General features: G+C 66.5%; 21 protein-coding genes, 1 other RNA gene and 5 pseudogenes. 1 reads left to right on the top strand and 26 read right to left on the bottom strand.

From position 1 onward, the window contains the following. Nucleotides 1-24: 24 nt before the first annotated feature. From LE197_RS11770 to LE197_RS11670, 20 genes and pseudogenes are all read right to left on the bottom strand, one after another. Complete coding sequence (locus LE197_RS11770) at nucleotides 25-474, bottom strand: Mor transcription activator family protein (RefSeq protein ID WP_015987632.1); 450 nt, start codon at nucleotides 472-474, stop codon at nucleotides 25-27. After that, nucleotides 467-868, bottom strand: coding sequence for a gp16 family protein (locus tag LE197_RS11765; RefSeq protein WP_003137292.1), 402 nt, complete (start codon nucleotides 866-868; stop codon nucleotides 467-469). The genes LE197_RS11770 and LE197_RS11765 overlap by 8 nt, the downstream gene beginning before the upstream one ends. Continuing rightward, nucleotides 801-1,160, bottom strand: a complete 360-nt coding sequence (locus tag LE197_RS11760; RefSeq protein ID WP_226034040.1) for a hypothetical protein — start codon at nucleotides 1,158-1,160, stop codon at nucleotides 801-803. The genes LE197_RS11765 and LE197_RS11760 overlap by 68 nt, the downstream gene beginning before the upstream one ends. Next, an RNA gene (locus LE197_RS11755) (hammerhead ribozyme type II) lies at nucleotides 1,161-1,232 on the bottom strand. It abuts the gene before it with no gap. Further along, nucleotides 1,231-1,380, bottom strand: a complete 150-nt coding sequence (locus LE197_RS11750; RefSeq protein WP_226034039.1) for a hypothetical protein — start codon at nucleotides 1,378-1,380, stop codon at nucleotides 1,231-1,233. Before LE197_RS11750 ends, LE197_RS11755 begins: the two co-directional genes overlap by 2 nt. Before the next feature lie 121 nt (nucleotides 1,381-1,501). Then, nucleotides 1,502-1,708: a hypothetical protein gene (locus LE197_RS11745; protein WP_003094506.1), complete on the bottom strand. Its 207-nt coding sequence runs from the start codon at nucleotides 1,706-1,708 to the stop codon at nucleotides 1,502-1,504. A 1-nt stretch (nucleotide 1,709) separates the two neighbouring features. Then, complete coding sequence (locus tag LE197_RS11740) at nucleotides 1,710-1,991, bottom strand: hypothetical protein (RefSeq protein WP_003094504.1); 282 nt, start codon at nucleotides 1,989-1,991, stop codon at nucleotides 1,710-1,712. Between the two features lie 2 nt (nucleotides 1,992-1,993). Next, the gene (locus LE197_RS11735) at nucleotides 1,994-2,302 is read right to left on the bottom strand and encodes a hypothetical protein (RefSeq protein ID WP_003094501.1); all 309 of its coding nucleotides are present in this window, start codon (nucleotides 2,300-2,302) and stop codon (nucleotides 1,994-1,996) included. A 1-nt stretch (nucleotide 2,303) separates the two neighbouring features. Beyond that, a complete protein-coding gene (locus LE197_RS11730) occupies nucleotides 2,304-2,681 on the bottom strand; it encodes a hypothetical protein (protein WP_004365122.1) in 378 nt (125 codons plus the stop codon). Nucleotide 2,682: 1 nt separating this feature from the next. Next, nucleotides 2,683-3,200: pseudogene (locus LE197_RS11725) on the bottom strand (host-nuclease inhibitor Gam family protein). A 16-nt stretch (nucleotides 3,201-3,216) separates the two neighbouring features. After that, a pseudogene (locus LE197_RS37100) lies at nucleotides 3,217-3,527 on the bottom strand (hypothetical protein). Continuing rightward, nucleotides 3,490-3,903, bottom strand: coding sequence for a hypothetical protein (locus LE197_RS11715; RefSeq protein ID WP_003099415.1), 414 nt, complete (start codon nucleotides 3,901-3,903; stop codon nucleotides 3,490-3,492). Before LE197_RS11715 ends, LE197_RS37100 begins: the two are co-directional and overlap by 38 nt. A gap of 100 nt (nucleotides 3,904-4,003) precedes the next feature. Continuing rightward, nucleotides 4,004-4,588, bottom strand: coding sequence for a hypothetical protein (locus LE197_RS11710; RefSeq protein ID WP_226034037.1), 585 nt, complete (start codon nucleotides 4,586-4,588; stop codon nucleotides 4,004-4,006). Between the two features lie 57 nt (nucleotides 4,589-4,645). Next, the gene (locus tag LE197_RS11705) at nucleotides 4,646-5,398 is read right to left on the bottom strand and encodes an AAA family ATPase (protein ID WP_226034036.1); all 753 of its coding nucleotides are present in this window, start codon (nucleotides 5,396-5,398) and stop codon (nucleotides 4,646-4,648) included. Nucleotides 5,399-5,412: 14 nt separating this feature from the next. Continuing rightward, nucleotides 5,413-5,637: a hypothetical protein gene (locus LE197_RS11700; protein WP_226034035.1), complete on the bottom strand. Its 225-nt coding sequence runs from the start codon at nucleotides 5,635-5,637 to the stop codon at nucleotides 5,413-5,415. Between the two features lie 287 nt (nucleotides 5,638-5,924). Further along, nucleotides 5,925-6,071, bottom strand: a pseudogene (locus tag LE197_RS11695) (Mu transposase C-terminal domain-containing protein); the annotation flags it as partial. Nucleotides 6,072-6,951: 880 nt separating this feature from the next. Continuing rightward, a complete protein-coding gene (locus tag LE197_RS11685; protein WP_226034034.1) occupies nucleotides 6,952-7,197 on the bottom strand; it encodes a hypothetical protein in 246 nt (81 codons plus the stop codon). Beyond that, nucleotides 7,182-7,480: pseudogene (locus LE197_RS11680) on the bottom strand (DNA-binding protein). Before LE197_RS11680 ends, LE197_RS11685 begins: the two are co-directional and overlap by 16 nt. A 209-nt stretch (nucleotides 7,481-7,689) precedes the next feature. Next, nucleotides 7,690-8,115, bottom strand: a pseudogene (locus LE197_RS11675) (hypothetical protein); the annotation flags it as partial. Between the two features lie 160 nt (nucleotides 8,116-8,275). Continuing rightward, entirely contained in the window at nucleotides 8,276-8,473 is a 198-nt protein-coding gene (locus tag LE197_RS11670; protein ID WP_226034032.1) for a helix-turn-helix domain-containing protein, read from the bottom strand. Between the two features lie 531 nt (nucleotides 8,474-9,004). Between LE197_RS11670 and LE197_RS11665 the strand changes: the two genes are divergently transcribed. After that, nucleotides 9,005-9,367 (top strand): helix-turn-helix transcriptional regulator, encoded by a 363-nt coding sequence (locus tag LE197_RS11665; RefSeq protein WP_226034104.1) that lies wholly within the window; start codon nucleotides 9,005-9,007, stop codon nucleotides 9,365-9,367. 212 nt (nucleotides 9,368-9,579) lie between these two features. On the opposite strand, the gene LE197_RS11660 is transcribed toward LE197_RS11665, so the two are convergent. Genes LE197_RS11660 through LE197_RS11635 form a run of 6 tightly spaced genes read right to left on the bottom strand, consistent with a single transcriptional unit; the run spans nucleotide 9,580 to nucleotide 16,799 of the window. Continuing rightward, on the bottom strand, nucleotides 9,580-10,116 hold the full coding sequence (locus LE197_RS11660; RefSeq protein ID WP_003144460.1) for an HIT family protein: 537 nt from the start codon (nucleotides 10,114-10,116) through the stop codon (nucleotides 9,580-9,582). 41 nt (nucleotides 10,117-10,157) lie between these two features. Next, nucleotides 10,158-11,798, bottom strand: coding sequence for an alpha/beta hydrolase family protein (locus LE197_RS11655; protein WP_003144458.1), 1,641 nt, complete (start codon nucleotides 11,796-11,798; stop codon nucleotides 10,158-10,160). Continuing rightward, nucleotides 11,795-13,006: an MFS transporter gene (locus tag LE197_RS11650; protein ID WP_003144456.1), complete on the bottom strand. Its 1,212-nt coding sequence runs from the start codon at nucleotides 13,004-13,006 to the stop codon at nucleotides 11,795-11,797. Before LE197_RS11650 ends, LE197_RS11655 begins: the two co-directional genes overlap by 4 nt. Nucleotide 13,007: 1 nt before the next feature. Beyond that, the gene (locus LE197_RS11645; RefSeq protein ID WP_003450223.1) at nucleotides 13,008-13,196 is read right to left on the bottom strand and encodes a hypothetical protein; all 189 of its coding nucleotides are present in this window, start codon (nucleotides 13,194-13,196) and stop codon (nucleotides 13,008-13,010) included. After that, nucleotides 13,193-14,344, bottom strand: a complete 1,152-nt coding sequence (locus tag LE197_RS11640; RefSeq protein WP_003144453.1) for a PepSY-associated TM helix domain-containing protein — start codon at nucleotides 14,342-14,344, stop codon at nucleotides 13,193-13,195. The genes LE197_RS11645 and LE197_RS11640 overlap by 4 nt, the downstream gene beginning before the upstream one ends. A 40-nt stretch (nucleotides 14,345-14,384) precedes the next feature. Next, nucleotides 14,385-16,799 (bottom strand): TonB-dependent receptor, encoded by a 2,415-nt coding sequence (locus LE197_RS11635; protein ID WP_003144451.1) that lies wholly within the window; start codon nucleotides 16,797-16,799, stop codon nucleotides 14,385-14,387. Between the last annotated feature and the right edge of the window lie 34 nt (nucleotides 16,800-16,833).

Genomic DNA, 16,833 nt, shown 5'->3' with positions numbered 1-16,833 from the left:
CCGGCCGGGGCGTTGCGCCCCGGCTTAGTGGAACAGGGTGGATTGCTGCGGTGCCGGCTCGCTCGGCCGGTTGACAATCTCCCATATCCAGCGGTCGGACAGGTTGTACTTGCGGGCAAGATCGCTGAGCAGGCTACGGGCGGTTTGCCCATCACGCAAGCCCTGCTCGAAGCGTTCGACGATCTCCAGGTCGCGCCACCGTACCAGCGCCTTGTGGCAGCGGGCCACGTAAATTTCTTCGCCCCGATAGTGCGTGTGGAGCTGCTCCTCGATGTCGCTGCCCAACAGCTCGGCCAGCGCAGCCCGGCGCGCTTCGCCCCTCCGCGCCCGGCCCTCGGCTATCCGCCAGGACGTGCCGCCGAGCTGCTCGACTACTACCAGCGTGGCCGGCAGGCCGATGCGTCCGGCCATGTCGCGGACGGTATCCGGCAGCATGTCCTGGACCTCCCGAAGATCGACTTCAGACCTACTCATGGCGGCTCCTGTCAATGATAAGCGCCTGCATCAGCCGGTAGAGCTGGCTGTCGTCCAGCCACTCGACCCGCTCGACCTGGAACATGCGCCGGGCCATGTGGTCGGCGTAGCTCCAGGGGCGATGGGCGCTGGCCAGGAGCGCGGTGATTTTGCGCAGCACGGTTTGCCGGTTTTGCGGCACTTTTGGCGTCGCCCGGCCTTGCCGATTGCTCTTCGGTTTCCAGCCCAAGCGCTGGAGTTCGACCAGCACCTGATCGACCTGGCGCGGCCCTAAGTCCTTGGCCGAGCGCACGCCCGCGACGCGAGCGAGCAATGCGCGATAGGTGTCATCGTCCATGCCGAGCTGGGTCTTGGCGATGTGGATTTTTGCGAGGTTGACGGCGCGTAGGCTCATCGCTTGGTCCTCCTGGATGGCTTCTCTTTTGGATCAATTCGGCAAAACGTGACGCGTCACGCTCAGCAATTTCGGCAACGTTGTGTAGGAGCAAGGTGACCGCCTCGGCCGGCTCGGCGAAGCCACCGGCCGCGCAGATCAGATCGAGTGCATCAGCCGTTCCCTGGTACATGTCCATGTTGAAGCGGCGACCGCCCAGCGCAGCGCGGCGCAGGGCATCGCGCTCGCGCTTCGCCCGTTGGCGTTCTCGCGCCAGGCGGCGCTGGCGGTCCGTCTTAGTTTCGTTCGTCATGGGTGGCTGCTCATCAGTACCGGACCACCACGTCCGGCAGACCGTCCCGGCCAGGCCGGGGCGGTTTCGCTCAGTGGACGGTGCGGTTCTTGGCCGTGGTGTAGTGGATTTCCTGCTGCGGTTCCTCACCGCGAGCGCGCCGTGCCAGGCACTCGTCGCAGGCGCAGGAAACGGCGTTACCAACTCCGTTCTGCTTTGCGAGTTCTCGGCCGAGGGACATGGTCGATTGCATAAGGGCGTAGGCGATCTTCGATGCTTCGAGTCGTGCAGCGGCGGGCCTTGCATGGAGAAATCTATTCCGCCTTCGGTGTCGCTTAGGGTGATGGTGTATACGGCCATGGCTATGCCTCCTTCTGTGCGGATGCCTGCTTTTCCAGCTGGCGGATGCGGGTGCGAATTTTCTGCTCGACGATCTTCTGGAGGCCGGTGACCGCGAGCGCGGCGCGGCATTGCTCCAGGTCGAAGCCGGCAACGGCGCGGAGTCGGCTATCGACGTCTACGGCGCCGTAGCTCTGTCCGGGGTGATTGAAGGGGTTGGACTGCTGCATTTCACACCCCCAGCGCACGGAAGCCGGGCCGATCCTGCTGGCCCAGGGTCTGGATGTACCGGGCGATGGAGCCCAGGTTTTCGCGGTCGGTGGCGTCGGGGCTCACACCCGGCACGCGCCGGGCGACTTTCTTGCCGACCTGGTGCGGCTCAGCGGTTGCAAAGACCGCCGCCCGCACGCTGGCCAAGTCGCCCACGGCAAGGGCGAAGTAGCCCTCGCCTGGGTGTTCCTCCCGCAGCTCGATCAGGCCGTCGATGCGGCACATGGCGAACGTCTTGGTCATGATCAGAGCCCCTCCAGCAGCCGAATGGCATCGTGCGTGACCTGGGCCGGAGACTTCCGGCGAGCGCGTGGTGTAGCTGGGGCCGGCTCGGCCTGCGGCATGACCAATTGACTGGGGCGTACTATCGTCAACTCGACTTCCGGCACTTCGCCGACGGTGTACTTGAACCCAGCTCCAGAGGCGTAGTCGGCCTGAACCTCTGCGGCTCGACTCATGATGTCTATCAGCTTGAGTGCATCAGCCTGGGGTAACAGGAAGCGCTGATAATCCAAGGTGACGATGCACAGCTGTTGCGCGCGGTTGCGGGCCATGTCACACCTCCTGTTTGGTGAGCGATAGCGGGAGTGTGCCAAGCCACTGGCGGGCCACTCGTAGGCCGATTCGGAAGCCGATGGCTTGGGAACCAGTGAGCCTGGCCGAGCCAATCCGAACCTCGGCCGTATCCGGCGCATTCAGCGCCTGATCAATCTTGCCCATCCCGTTCTGGTGCCAAGAGGTGAGCAGCTCAGCCACGCGCAGGAGGTCAGTGTTCGAACAGAAGTCCTCCAGCATTTCGCGCAGTTCAGCCTTGGCTTCCTCAGCGTTCTCGATGGCGTGGCCGTCGTCGAATGTGCCCCCGACCAGCGCCCAAGCACTGGCGAATACCTGGGCCTGCGACATGATGGTGTCGATGCTGATTTCCTCGGCCATGTCACTGCACCTCCGCTTCGAAAGGCACGATGGCGAAGTCTTCGATGCCCGTGTTCAGGGTCAGCCCCGGCAGCCCCTGGACGGCCTCGGGTTCGTTGAGGATCGCTTCCTTGTTCACCTCTTCCTTGGTGCGGATGAAGCGGATTAGCCCCTTGCTGCGCAGTAGCTCCAGGACCGCATCGGCGCCGCGCACAGTCACGGACGGGGACGGATGCGCCACTGGACCTCGCCGGTCGTGAGGTTCGCGTACTTGACCTTGTTGTTGTCGGTCAGCTCGGCACGGTTGGCCTCGCACCAGGACTGGACTCCGCCCTGGAGGACCGCCAGGCGCTTCTTCAGGTCTTCGGCCGGCTCCGAATAGCGCTCGGTGATCTGGCCGATTTCATCGTTCATTGCGGTTTCCAGACGGGCCAGCTCGCGCTGGAGGTCGCCGATGTTCTTGATATCGCTGATGACCTGCTCGCGGGTCTGCGGGACGTAGACGGCGGCAGCGGATTTCAGACGTTTCTTCGGTGCCATGTTGGCGTTCTCCTGTTCAGTGAATTACGGGTTTGCTGCCGGCGAAGTCGCGGTAGCTGATCGGTTCGCTCCAGGCCAGGGGTGATGCCCTGGAAGCGGGTGATGTAACGGGTGCTGCCGGCCGAGGCCTCGCGCTGGAAACCCAGCAGGAGCCCCTTCTCCAGGAGCTGGCGGGCGTCATCTGCGGCGATGGTCACGCGCCCTCTGTCGGCTCCAGGCGATGAAGGCGAACCCCATGCGCTGGAGCAACCGGGCGGCATCGTTGAAGGTGCGCAGGCTCAGGGCCAGGTCAGGCGTCAAGACTTTCAAGGGCAATGCGGTTCTCATGGCCTTGTTCCTCTCGTTTCATGGGGGCGGTATGCGGGTTGCGTGGACAGGCGCGGCACGCTTTCCAGCAGCGCATCGCGACGGGGTTGTTCAGCGGCGCCGGCCGCTGGAGGTACTCGCTGCACTCGACCGAGGTCACCGCCTCGCCCAAGGCCGGGCACTCAATACGGCTCAGCGCGGCCAGGACGCGGCGCTCGACGCGGATCGTCGAGGGCGACGGGTAGCGGTTGGCGAGGATGGTGCTGACGGTCGAACGGCTCATGCCGATTGCCTCGCCGGCCTTCGTCTGGCTGCTGCGGGCCACCTCGGCGGCCAGCAACTGGACGAAGACAGGCGGACGCTCACCCCAGGCCGACAGATCGATTGCGCGTTCCATCAGCACCCCCACTGCCAGGCAATGAGGCGGCGGCCGAGCATCAGAGCATCACCGGCCAGGATCAGCAGCAGGCCGAGGGCCAGGAAGATGCCGATGGGGATCAGTGTTCGGCGCATGGCGGCACCTCCTGTTCTGATTTCTTGGAGCGACTCCGGTTGTGCTGGTACTCGCCGTGCGAACTCCACATGACCTGATCAAGGTTCGGGTCGTAGACCTGGCGGCGCGTCTCGCGCTGGACGATGGGCGGCCGAGGGCCGGTGTAGCGGCCTGGCTTGAGGGCGTAATGGCGGCCGTTGCGGGTCAGGTATCCGGCGTTTTGGAGGTCGATGAAGTAGCGCTGAACGGTGCTGGGCGACACGGTCGTGCCCGAGGCCGCCACCGATGCGGCGATCTGCTCCGGGGTCGCTGGACCGAGGATTCGCAACGTCCGCCAGACCGCCTCGGTGGTGTATCCCTGCTGGGATGGCTTGCCATCGGCGTTCAGGTTCGGTGCCTCGACGCCGTTGTCGCGGACCAGTTGGAAAACGACCTCTTCGCCGCGCTTGAATCCGCGGATCGCCTCGACGTAGCCGCCCAGGCGCAGGCAGGCGACATACTTCTCGACGGTCTTGTCGTGTTGGTTGGAGCGGCGCGCCACGCGGTAGACGGTGAACTCTTCGCGGTTGGCCCGGATGACTTCCCACATCTGCTGGCGGGGCTCTTGCCCCGACCATGCAGAGATGAGCCGGGTTCTTGCCGAGGCTCATTTCGAAGTCCTCGGGCTCGGGGCCGCACCGGTGTACAGCTCCAGGTTCAGGCGCTGGAGGTCGGCCAGTTCCAGCTCGCGCCGGCCCTGAACGGTGGCGGCCTCGGCCAACTGCTCCAGGTTCACCGCGACGCGACGGACAGAGCCCAGGGATTTCTTCACCAGGTGCGCGAGCAGATCGTCAGCGATAGCCACTCCGGGGCTGTAGACCGGCGCCAGGTTGCGGGCGTCTTCCAGGGACACTGGCTGGGCCGGAACCCAGCTCAGAACGCGGCCATGGAAGCGTTCGTACTTCTTGAGCTTGGTCGGCAGCATTTCCTCGCCGATCAGCAAGATGGAGGCTTGGCTGGACTCGTACAGATCACGAATCAGCTCGACCTGGCCAGCGGCGACCGGGTGGTCCATTTCGTCGATGATCAGCGGGCGGCCGCTGGCGGCCAGTTCCTCGGCGATCTGGTCGGCCATTTCCGGGATGGTGCCGGCCGGCTTGATGCCCATTTCACCCAGGATCGACTTCAGCGTGTGCTTGCGGGTCCAGACGCTTTTGGCCTGGACGTAGTAGGCGCGGCGGCGATTGGCGACCCAGGCGGCCGAAACGGATTTGCCGAAGCCGGACGGGCCGTAGAAGCAGACCAGGCCGGGCAAGGTGGAGGTACGCGACAGCGCTTTCTCCAGGGCGATATCGCAAAGGGCGATGTTGGCGATGTCGGCCATGCCGCTGGCCAGTTGGGTGGTTTTCGGGGTGGTCATGAATACAGCTCCTTTCATGCTTGCCGCTGCTGGGCGGCGAATTCTTTGGATTTGGGGTAAACCTCGAACCACTGGGCGGCGTCCGGCTCGATGGGTTGGCCGGAGCGCTGCCGCTCGGCCAGCTCGCACCACTGCCGGTAGCGCTGGGCGGGAGCGGTCGGCAGGGTGAAGACCTGGGCGGTGGTGGCTTGGGCGGTGGCTGCGGCCGGGCGCGGTTCGTCGATCCGCTCGGCCTGCATTTCGAGGTCGCGGCGCTGCGCGACCGGAGTTGCTCAGGGGTGATCGTGCCGAGGCCGGGGATGGACAGCGGCGCATCCATTTCCAGGGCATACCCGCCGTCACGCTCGGCGCGAATCTCGTCGAGGTGAGCCAGGGCGCGCTTCTCGCGGGCCTCTGCGCGTTTCTCGCGGGCACGCTCGACATACGAAGCCGGCATGTAGTCGCGGCTGTTGCCGTTCAGCTCTGCGGTGCAAAGGAAGCGGCCCTCGCCGTCGTAGACCCACACCTTGCTGGCGTCGTGGATGTCGTAGCCCACGGCCACCTGGTCGCCGTGGAATTCCTCCAGCTCGCGGGCGAAGTAGCGGTTGCCGATGAACTCCAGTTCGCAGCGGCGGACGGTGCGCAGCACCTGGGGTCGGAACAGCGGCCGGGCCTCGTCGTCGGTGACCCGCATCGGGCTGAAGCCATCGGCTTCGTGCAGCGCCCACGCTTCGTTGGGGTCATGTGCCGGCGGCGACCGGTGTTCGGGTCAACGATGCGCGGCAAGCTGCTGTGCGGCCGGTCGTTGTACTCGGCAATCTGCTGCTCGCAGAACGCGACAAAAGATTCCCAGGACATCAGCGGCATGGTGCCGCCCTTGGCAATGGCCCGGCGAGTCAGCTTGAAGGTGGCCAGCTTGGCCTGGCGGTCCATGTCGGCGCCGATGTATCCGGGCAGTTCCTTGGCGGCCCGAATCCACAGGCTCTGGTGGACGCGCTCAATCACGCCCCGCGCCTGGCTGTTGTAGGGCAGGCTGTTTTTCATGTCGATGCCCAGGCGGCCCATAAGGCCGACCGCCTCGTCGCGCATCATGTGGTTGATGTAGCCCGAGCCGTTGTCCACGTAGAAGATGGCCGGAATGCCGCCCTTGGTGCAGGCGTCGCGCAGGGCATCGACCACCACCAGGGCCGACTCAGCCAAGCCGGTGGACCATCCCGGAATTCGACGGGTACGGATGTCGATGATGGTGGTGATTTCCGGCCGGAAGGGCCGGCCGTGCATCGGGTGCTGGACCTCGGCGTCGAACGTGTGGCCGTCGCATGAATAGACGTCGGTCGGGAGCAGCTTGGTGAAGTCGCGGCGAATGAACGGGCGCAGCGCCTTGATTTCATGCTCACCCATGCGCCCGACCTCGCGGCTGACGTTGCCGACCTTGCGCAGGAACGCATAGACCTGGTCCAGGCTGGGCATTTGCCCCTGCCAGTGCTTCTCCAGCAGTGCATGGGCAGCGCGGGCGCTGCGCTTCTCCGGCCCTTGGTAGATCGTCATGAAGGCAGGCGCCCAGTCGGGAACGCTCATGTCCGGGCGGCGGACCTTCGGCACCAGGGCGCCACGCTCGGCCTGGTCAGGAAGCGCTCCAGGCTGCGCACGCTCGGCAGGCCATCCGCGCTCGGGCGGCCGCGAGGATCGCGGGCCATCTTGAGCATGGCGAGCAGTTGCGGCTCGACCTGGCCGAGGCGCGCCATGTCCAGCATCAGGGTAATGGAGCGCTTCCGGCTGTAGCCGGTGCGGGCCATCAGCAGGTCTAGGGCGTGCAGCACCCCTGGCGGGCGTCGGCGACCAGCTGCTGGCGGTTGGTTTCGACCAGGGCCAGTTGCGTCTCCTGGCGGACCACCTTGGTGGCCACCTCGCCCAGGGCGGCGTTCAGCAGTGCGGCGCGGGTTTCCTCGGGAGGCTGGAAATGTGGTACTCACGCCCACCGCCTCTACCCATGTGCTTTCTTTGCTGCCATGAGTCGCGGATGGCGCGACTATTGATGCCTTGAACCGTGCCAGGCAGTCCGGGCAGGCCGGCCAGTTTCTGTGCGGAGAACCATTCACTCATGGTCGCCCCCGACAGCTTTGCGCTGGGCGATCAGGGCGTCACCGAGGGCCAAGGCCGCCGATTCGAGCCAGTCGAGTGCGTCCCGGTAGGAGCGGTTGTGAACGGTGCTTTCGTCCGTAGCGCTGGCCTCTTTGACCAGGTTCCAGAACTCGGTAGCGTTCCGCAGGTTGTCGAGCAGCGGTTTGAGGTCGGTGTTTGTCATCACGGCTCCCCAGGATTCGTTTCAGCTCACGCGCCTGTCGACCCGCTTCCTCGCGGGTCCGCTCCAGGCGGCCCAGTTCGGCGAGCAGTGCGTCTCGGCCATAGGCCACGCGGCCGCCACGCACATCGACCAGCCAGTTGGTCAGCAGGTGGCTCGCACAGACGTCCTCCAGGAGGGCGGCGCGGTAGAAAGGCAAGTTGTGATCAACTCGGGCGGGACTCGACCAGGCGTCGAGCATGTTCTTGCTCACGTCATCGCCGGAGAGGCGCGACATGCGGGCGGCAATCTCGTAACGGTCGAGGTTGGCGGCCTTCAGAATTTCGCTGACCAGCTCGCTGACCTGGGCGGCATAGTTGCACTCGCCGGGTATAGCGCGGGCTGGCTGCGGAACATCGAAGATGTCCAGGGTGCGGTCGTCTTTGCGGCGGGCCATGTTCAAGCCCCCGCGTCGGCTTTACGCTGCGCTTGGTCAGCGTATCTGGTATTTTCCTCAGCACCTGGCATATGTCTGACATATGCCTGCAAGGTCTCCGAGCGATTGGGCCGTTGCCGCTTCGGATTCTCGTCGTCGAGCCAGCGCTCAGGCCACAGCACTAGGGGCTGAGGTCGAGCACAGCAGCGATGGCGCGCTCTACCCGAGGGTAGGGGTTCAGCTTGGCGTTTTTGACTGCCGGGCTGGATACGTCGAGGGAGCGGGCCACCTCGGCCAGGGACGACCCCCTGGCGCGGAGCTGGTATTTGATCCACTCCCAGCGGACGTTGTTGTCGCGGGGGATTTCGGTTCTGTTCATGCCTACGTTCCATCTCAACCACCTGGCAGGGTGGTTTTTTAGGGGTGTCTAACGTGACTTAGGGCATAAACATAGCGCTATAGAAGTTGAAAAACAAGCTCTATAGCGGTTTTCAAGTTCTATAGGAGGCAGATTTCGACCTCTATAGAATTAATATCAATTAAATCAAATAGTTAGGTTTACATGAAAACGCGTAGTGAGCGCACCGCCAGCCTTTCAAGTTCCGCAACCGAACCTGAAAATGACGCTGCCTTCATCGAAAGGCTGCGCTCAATTGTCGCTATAGCAGGGAGTGCAAGCGCTTTAGCGAGGAATGCTGGAATATCCCAAGGCGGGTTGCAGAGGTACTTGAAAGGCGGGGAACCCACCCGGAGAGTGCTCATTTCCTTGGCCAAGGGCGGCAGGCGTGAGCCTGGGCTGGCTTATGACCGGTGAGGGCAGTAAGAAGCCGGAAGAGCAGGAGGCTACGGGATCGGACCAATACGTCTACGTCCCCCCCTATGACGCGAGGGTCAGCGCGGGACATGGAAGCTGGAGCGAAGGCGCACACGTTCTTACGCAGCTTGCCTTTACGCGCTACAGCTTGAGCAAGAAGGGGTTAGAGCCAACCAGGATGTCGGCAGTAAGGGTCGGGGCGACTCCATGGAACCCCTCCTGTCGGATGGCGACGCCGTTGTTATCGACCATGACCTTAGAACCGTGCGGGATGAAGCGATCTATGTGATTCGGGTCGGGGATCAGCTCTACGCCAAGCGCTTACAACGGCAGTTCGATGGCTCTATCGCGATCATCAGCGAAAACAAGGCGTATAAGGACATGGTCGTCCCCAAGGACCAGCTTTCTGACTTGGATATCATTGGGCGCGTTGTCTGGCTTGGGCGATGGATGGTTTAGCGCTCATTCCGTGCCAATTAACGATCAATATTTTGCATTCCTTGCTCAATCCTGATCGATATTTTCCAAACACCCGCACGGTCCCTCTCCGGCTGGAGCCCTAGTGTTATAGGGGCTCTAGCCTATCCATCCCTCTTTTGGCATGTGTCAAAACAGTCACCTCCCCACAGGCCTTGGAACCCATCCGTTTCACGGTGGATAACCGCACGCGGTCATGCGCCCTGCGCGGGCTCGGAGTCCGGCCCAGACGATGTTCGGGGTTGGACGCCGTAGCCGAATGCCCGGCGCAATCCGGCGATCGCCTGTTGCCGATCCATGCCGCGCACGGCCGGCGGATCGGCGCGTTCGCAGAATTCGCGCCAGACGAACAGGGTCAGCTCGGCGCCATCGGTAAGGGGGTCGGCGGTCGGCACGCCGAACTGCTGGAGCGTCCGGTAGCGCGTGTCCTCCCAGAACAATTCCTCGACCCAGTCGTACAGTGGAATCAGGTGGAAATACACCGGCAGGCCGGGCATGTGGCCGTAGCGGCCGACATAGATGCGTCGCGGCCGCAGCAGCGTGTCCATTTCGCGTTCGACCCTGGCCAGCAGCGGCCCGAATTCGGCGAGGGCCTGTTCCGGCAACTGGTGGAAGGCCGTCGCCGGTTGCCGCGAGCCGAGCATGCAGTAGCCGGGCAGGGCCGAGTCGATCCGCTGGTTCAGCGTCCAGTGGCGGGTCTGGTGGATGATCAGCTCGGGCGGGATATGCATGGACGGCGCTCCGCAGATGGGGCGCCCACTGTAACCCGTCGTCAGGGAAGATCCAGCCCGGTCTTGCGCCGTTTCATTTCGTCGATGCGTTGTCGCAGCGCCAGGCGCTGGGCTTCCGGCTTGGCCAGCCACCAGTCGCGCACCGCCGAGTTGTCGTAGCGCGTCAGCCAGGCGGGGAAGCGCGCCATCTGCGCTTGCGGAAAGTCGTTGGCGCGGCCGCGCAGGTAGTGATCGAAGAAACCCAGCACCAGGGCGTTGGGAGCCTGGATGAGGACTTCCGTCGGTGCCGAGCCGAGCAGCCCGTCGCGCAGCGGCCGGCGGATGAACAGCGGATTGTCGGTAAGCCCGGCATGGGCCGAATCGCGCAGTACCAGGCGATGAATGTCCTGGCGTTGGCCGGCGTGCTCGAAGCGTTCGTAGGAAAAGTCGTTGAAGCTTCTCGGGCGGGCCGGCGGTTCGATGCCGAACAGCCGGTAGAAGTTGCCAAGGTCGGCGTGCAGCATCAGCAGCGGTGCCGGGAGATCGCTATCGAAGGGCGCGAAGTCGAAGTCGCCGCCATCGAGGTTGACGGCCGCCGCGCAGCGTCGGTCGACCATGCAGACCGCGCCGGTGGTCGAGCCGCCGAAGGACATGCCCATCTCGCCGGTGTGCGCGAAGTCGCTGGCGGCCACCAGGTCGGCGACCCTGTCCGGGACCTCGCCGGCCTGCAGGCGGTCATGGACGAACAGGCGGTCGGCCAGCCATACCGGCGCGCTGAGGTTGATGGCGCGGTTGGCCGGGGCGGGCAGGTCGAGGGCGGTGTGCAACTGGCCGTCGAGGCGCTGGTCGAGATCGTCGCTGACATAGCCCTGGCGCATGGCCTGCGGCAAGCCGTCGTGGGCGGCCCGGCGCAGGTGTTCGACCAGCCCGGGGTCCATGGGCAGCAGCGTGCCATCGGGCAGGCGGGTCGGCGACGCGTCGCCGCTGTGCTGGATGGCGTAGACCGCGTAGCCGTGGCTGGCCAGTTCTTCCATCAGGGTCCAGTTGCCGCCGGCGAAGGCGCTGTAGCCATGGCTGTAGAACACCACCGGCAGGCGAGCGGAATCGTCGCGCAGCGGGGCGTCCGGATAGGAATTGGTGCGCAGGTGCTTGAGGTAGGCGAGCAACGGCGGAAAGCCGAGTATTTCACCGAAGCCCCGCGCGGTGCTGCGCGCCTCGCCTGGATCGAAATAGTGACGCGGCGCGGCGCCGGCGATCGGGCGTGCCGGGTACCAGGCGCGTACCAGCAGGCGCCGCGGCTGCCCGGCCGGGGTGCCGAGCAGGCCGGGCCGGCTGGGGTCATCCAGTTCGAAATCGCGCACGCCGACCGCATAGGGGCCGCTCGGCGCCGGCAGCGGCGCGACCGGGAACAGGTACAGCGCGGCGATTGCCAGCAGCACCAGCAGGCCGTACAGCGAACCGGTCCGGAACGGCAGGCCGCGCTCGGGCTTCCGGCGCAGGCAGGCGCCGAGCAGCAGGGAGAAACCGGCGAAGGCGCCGACGCCGGCTTGCCAGCGGTCGTCCCATGCAGCGTACAGGCCGGCGCCGAGCGCCAGCGTCGAGGCGAGCGCCAGCAGGCCACGGTGGCCGGGCAGGGCGGGTATCCACCAGGCGAGCAGGGCCGCCAGCAGGGTCGCGACCAGCAGCAGGTCGACAGCGGTCATGGTGCTTCGCTCCTCGTTTCCACGGGGCGCGTCGGTTGGCTCGGCCAGAACGCCGCCAGCGCCAGCAGCAGACCGACCAGCGCGTAGGGGGCGCGGCTGTCCAATTGGTGGAGCAGCGCGCCGAGCAGCGGCCCGCTGATCAGGCCGAAGCCATGCACGGCCACCAGGGTGCCGGCGGCGGCACCCTGTTCCTCGGCGCGCACGGCATTGGCGTTGAGCGCCGAGACTGCCGGGAACACCCAACCCATGCCCGCCGCGGCGACGAAGAAGGCCAGCCAGAGCAGCGGCGGCGAGTCGGCGAAGCACACGGCGGCGAAACCGATGGCGGCGACCAGCCCGCCGACCCGGATCAGTCGCGGCGGTGGCCAGTCCAGGCGGCGCACCAGGAGCTGGGCCAGGATCAGCGCGACGCCCACGGCGGTCAGGGCGATGCCGGCCACCCGCGCGGCGTCGGCGGAATCCAGGCGCAGCCGGTCGAGGGCGAAGAAGCCCACGGTGATCTGCGCCACGGTGACGCTGAACATCGCCACGAAGCCCACCGCCAGCGGCCGCCGCAGGCGGCGGTCGCCGATCGCCAGGGCGGCGCCGCGGTTCGGCTGGCGACGCTCCTCGCGCGGCAGCCAGCGCCAGAGCGCCAGCAGGGCGACCAGGGGCAGCGCGCCGGTGACCAGCAACGGCAGGACCAGCCCGTGAGTCGCCAGCAGTCCGGCCAGCCCCGGCCCGATCACCATGCCTATCGCGCTGGCCGCGCCGAGTCCGGCCAGCGCCGCGGCGCGTCGTTGCGCCTCGACGTGATCGGCCACCAGTGCCGCCGTGCAGGCCGGCACCGCGGCGTAGAAACCGCCGGCGAGGCCGCGCAGGAGAACAATACCGGCGAAGGCGAACAGGGTCGGCAACGTCCAGTGCAGGGCGAGCACGATGAACAGGCAGAGCGAGCCGTAGGAAAGGGCGAAGCCGGCCAGCCCGCCGAGCAGTATCCGCCGTCGCCCATGCCGGTCGCTGGCGATGCCCCAGGGCCGCGCCGCGAGCATCCAGGCGATGCCGCCGACGGTCACCGCGGCGCCGGCCTGCCAGGGCGCCAGGCCGAGCTTGCGGGCGAGCGGGCCGACCAGGGCGACGAAGGACATCACCGCGAGGGTGCAGACGAAGGTCTCGAACATCAGCGGACGCAGGTCCAGGGTGTTGGCGGAGGACGGCGGGGTGGTCATCTCAGGGGTTCCTTCGGGGTCGCGGCAGGCGCAGCCAGACCCAGCCGACCAGCACCAGCGGAGTGCCCAGGGCGAGCCAGGAGAGCAGGTCGTAGAGGCCGTCGCCGAGCAGCGCCGAGAGCAGCCCGAAGAGGCCGAGCAGGGCCAGTAGCAGGGGCCAGCGGAAGATCATCCAGAGACCGCGCCTCATGCCTTGCCCTCCGTCGCCAGGCTGCCGTCCGGCAGTTCCGCCAGGCGCTTCTCCAATGGCGTCTTGCGTCGGCCGAGCCAGAGGTAGAGACCGCTGGCGAGGATGACGATGCTGATGAGGTCGAGCAGCGCCCAGACGATCTTCAGCGGCATGCCGCCGTAGTCGCCGAAGTGCAGCGGCTGCGACAGCAGGAGCGTCTTCACGTACAGCGGCATCTCGCGCATGTCGGTGAGTTCGCCGCTCTGCGCGTCGATCAGTGCCGGCTTCAGCAGGCGCTCGGTGAGCGGCGTGTTGCCGCGCATGAACACCGCATAGTGATGCTGGCTGCTGAACTGGGTGCCGGGGAAGCCGACGAAGCTGACCTCCATGTCCGGCGCCGCCCGGCGTGCCGTGGCCAGGGCCGCGTCGAGCGAGCCGAGGCGCTGTAGCGGCGGCGCGTCCTTGTAGGGCGCGGTCATTTCCGCCAACTGCCCGCCTTGCCAGAGCATCAGAATCGGCAGGGCCAGGGTGTTGATCACTCCGGTCACGCCGACCACCAGTACCCAGGACAGGGTGACGATGCCCAGCAGGTTGTGCAGGTCCAGCCACTTCAGGCGACGGCTGCGTTCGGCGCGTACCGTGGCGAAGTCCAGCTTGCGCATGAACGGCGTGTATACCACCACCCCGGACACCAGCGAGGCCACCAGCAGCAGGCCCATCAGGCCGAGGAACAGGTAGCCGGGCAGGCCGAGGAACAGGTCGGTGTGCAGCTTCAGCATCAGGTACATGAAGCCGCCCGGCGGCGGCAGTGCGTCGAAGAATTCCCCGGTGCGCGCGTCGAACGGCTGCATGTGGCCGTTCTCCGGCGGCGGTACCAGGCTCGGCGCGCTGATCACCAGGCCCAGCGGGTCGTCCTTTTCGAATACCAGGAAGCGCACCACTTCGCCCGGCCGGGCGGCCAGGGCGCGGGCGATCACGTCGTCGTAGTCGATGCGCGGCGACTCGGCGGTGAGCGGCTCGAGCTGCGGATGCGGCTCGAAGTAGTGCTCGATCTCCTCGTGGAAGATCAGCGGCAACCCGGTGAGGCAAAGCATCAGCAGGAAGATCGTGGAGATCAGGCTGGTCCATTTGTGCACCAGGTACCAGGTGCGCAGGGTTTTCGCGGTCATTGGCTGGTCATCGGCGGTTTCTGGTTATGGTGGGGCGGACTCAGAAGTCCGCCGTGAGGGAAAGGGAAAGGGTGCGCGGCGAGCTGATCGACAGGTAGCCGTTGGCTGCGGTCCAGTAGTCCTTGCCCAGTGCGTTCTCCAGGTTGGCGCGCGCCACCAGCGGCTTGCCGGCGACCTGGAAGGCGTAGGCGGCGCCGAGGTCGACGCGGTTCCAGTGCGGCACGGCGAGGGCGTTGGCGCTGTCCACATAGGCCGAGCCGGTGTAGATCCAGCGGCTGTCGAGGGTCAGTCCGTCGACGAACGGGGTGTCCCAGCTGACCCCCAGGTTGGCCTGGCGGCGGGCCACGCCGGGCGCGTCCTTGCCTTCGCTGGCAGGGTCGCCGGTCTTGTTCTGCTCGGGCTTGATGTAGGTGGCGCCGGCCATCACCCGCACGCCGTCCAGCGGTTCGCCATAGAGGCTCAGCTCCACGCCGCGGTTGCGTTGCTCGCCGTCGGCGCGGAAGACGTTGCTGGCGTCGGTATAGGCGTTCGGTTTCCTGATCTCGAACAGCGCCAGGGTGGTGGTGAAGCCGCCCAGGTCGTACTTGGCGCCGATCTCGTATTGCTCGGCCTTGTACGGTGCCAGCACCTGGCCGGCGTTGGCCGCGGTCATCGGCGCCGCCTCGCCCTGGCTGAGGCCCTGGATGTAGTTGGCGTACAGCGACAGGTCCTGCAGCGGCTTGACCAGCACGCTGGCCATCGGCGTCCACACGTGCCGCTTGTCGTGGCTGGTGCGCGCGCCGCTGGTCTGGTCGTAGTTGCGCGACTCGATCTGCTGGCGGCGCACGCCCAGGGTGACCTGCACGCGATCCTCGAGGAACGACAGCCTGTCGGCCAGCGCCACGCCGCCGAGGTCGGTTTCATTGGTCTTCGGAATGCTCCCGTCGAGGCTGGAGAAGTCCGGCAGCGGCGTATGCGGCGAGGTCTGGTAGAGGTTGCCCGGCTGCATCCCGGTGAAGGCATAGACCATGCCCAGCCGTTCGTGCAGGCGGTTGGCGCTGAGCGTCCAGTCGTGGCGGAGCGGGCCGGTGTCGAAGTTGCCGCGCAGGCCGACCTCGGCGGAATAGGTGCGGCGGTCGCCGCGCTGGCGTGCCAGGCTGTTGACGATATCGCCCTGGTTGCCGACGAGGATGCTGTTGGCGGCGATGGTTTCGTAGTTGCTCTGGCGGCCGCCGATGCTGGCGAACGCCGTCAGGTTGTCGGCGAGGTCGTACTCGCCGCGGTTGACCATGGAGTAATCCTCCTGGTCCAGGTAGGAATCGCGCAGGCCGAAGCGTGTCTTCGAGTCCGGGGCGTGGGGGATGTGGGTGGTTCCCGGGCCGGTCAGCAGCGGGCGCACCACGCCTTCCAGGCTTTCCTTCTGGTACAGCAGGTCGCTGGACAGGCGCAGGCGCTCGCCACGGAAGTCCAGGCCCAGGGAGAGCATGGGAAACTCGCGGCTCTGATGGTCGACGGCGGTATCGCCGTTGCGGTAGACGCCGTTGAAGCGCACGCCGAAGGCGTTGTTCTCGCCGAAGCGCCGGCCGATGTCGAGGTGAGTGCCGAGCTGGCCGCGCTGGGTCCAGTCGACGCTGACGCGGGTCAGCGGCTGGTCGTCGGCGCGCTTGGGCACCAGGTTGATGGTGCCGCCGACGCTGCCGCCGGGGGAAATCCCGCCGAGCAGGGCGTTCGGTCCCTTGAGCACTTCCACGCGCTCGGCGAATTCGATCGGTACCCGCCAGAACGGCAGCAGGCCATAGAGGCCGTTGAAGGCGACGTCGGCGTTCTGCACGCTGAAGCCGCGAATCGTGTAGCTGTCCACCAGGTCGCCGCGCCCGCCGACCACCCGCACCGACGGATCGTTGGCCTGTAGCAGGTCGGCGACGCTGCGCGCCTGCTGCTGCTCGATGGTCCTGGCGGTGTAGCTGGTGATGCTGAATGGCGCATCCATCACGTCGGCGTTGCCCAGCATGCCCAGGCGCGCGCCACGGGCCACCTGGCCGCCGGCGTACTCGGCGGGCAGGGTCTCGGCACCGGCGGCCTGGGCGGTGATCAGCGAGGATTGCAGTTCCAGCGCGCCATCGGTGGCTGCCGGCACCAGGGTGTAGCTGCCATCGCTGCGCTGCTGCAACTCCAGGCCGCTGCCCAGCAGCAGGCGGTGCAGCGCCTCGACCGGCGCGTAGCGGCCGCGCAGGGCGGCGCTGCGGCGACCCTCGGTGAGCGCCGGGTCGAACGCCAGGGATACCCCGTTGTCGCTGGCGAAGGCCGACAGGGTACGGCCGAGCGGGCCGGGGGCGATGTCATAGCTGCGCGCCGAGCTGGCGGCGGGCGCCTCGGCGGCAAGCAGGGCGGGGGCCGCGCCGGCGAGGGCGAGGGTCATGGCGGCGGCGTGGATGGCCAGGGACAGCGAACGGGGGCGAAGCGTGCGTACGGGCATGTACAGGGTTCCTCGTGGTCTCTGCGGACCTTGG

It is taken from the genome of Pseudomonas sp. PS1(2021), assembly GCF_020405165.1.
In the GTDB taxonomy this organism is placed as follows: Bacteria; Pseudomonadota; Gammaproteobacteria; order Pseudomonadales; family Pseudomonadaceae; genus Pseudomonas; species Pseudomonas aeruginosa.
Note: the sequence above shows the minus strand (reverse complement) of the source record. Positions and strands in the feature narration are given on the sequence as shown.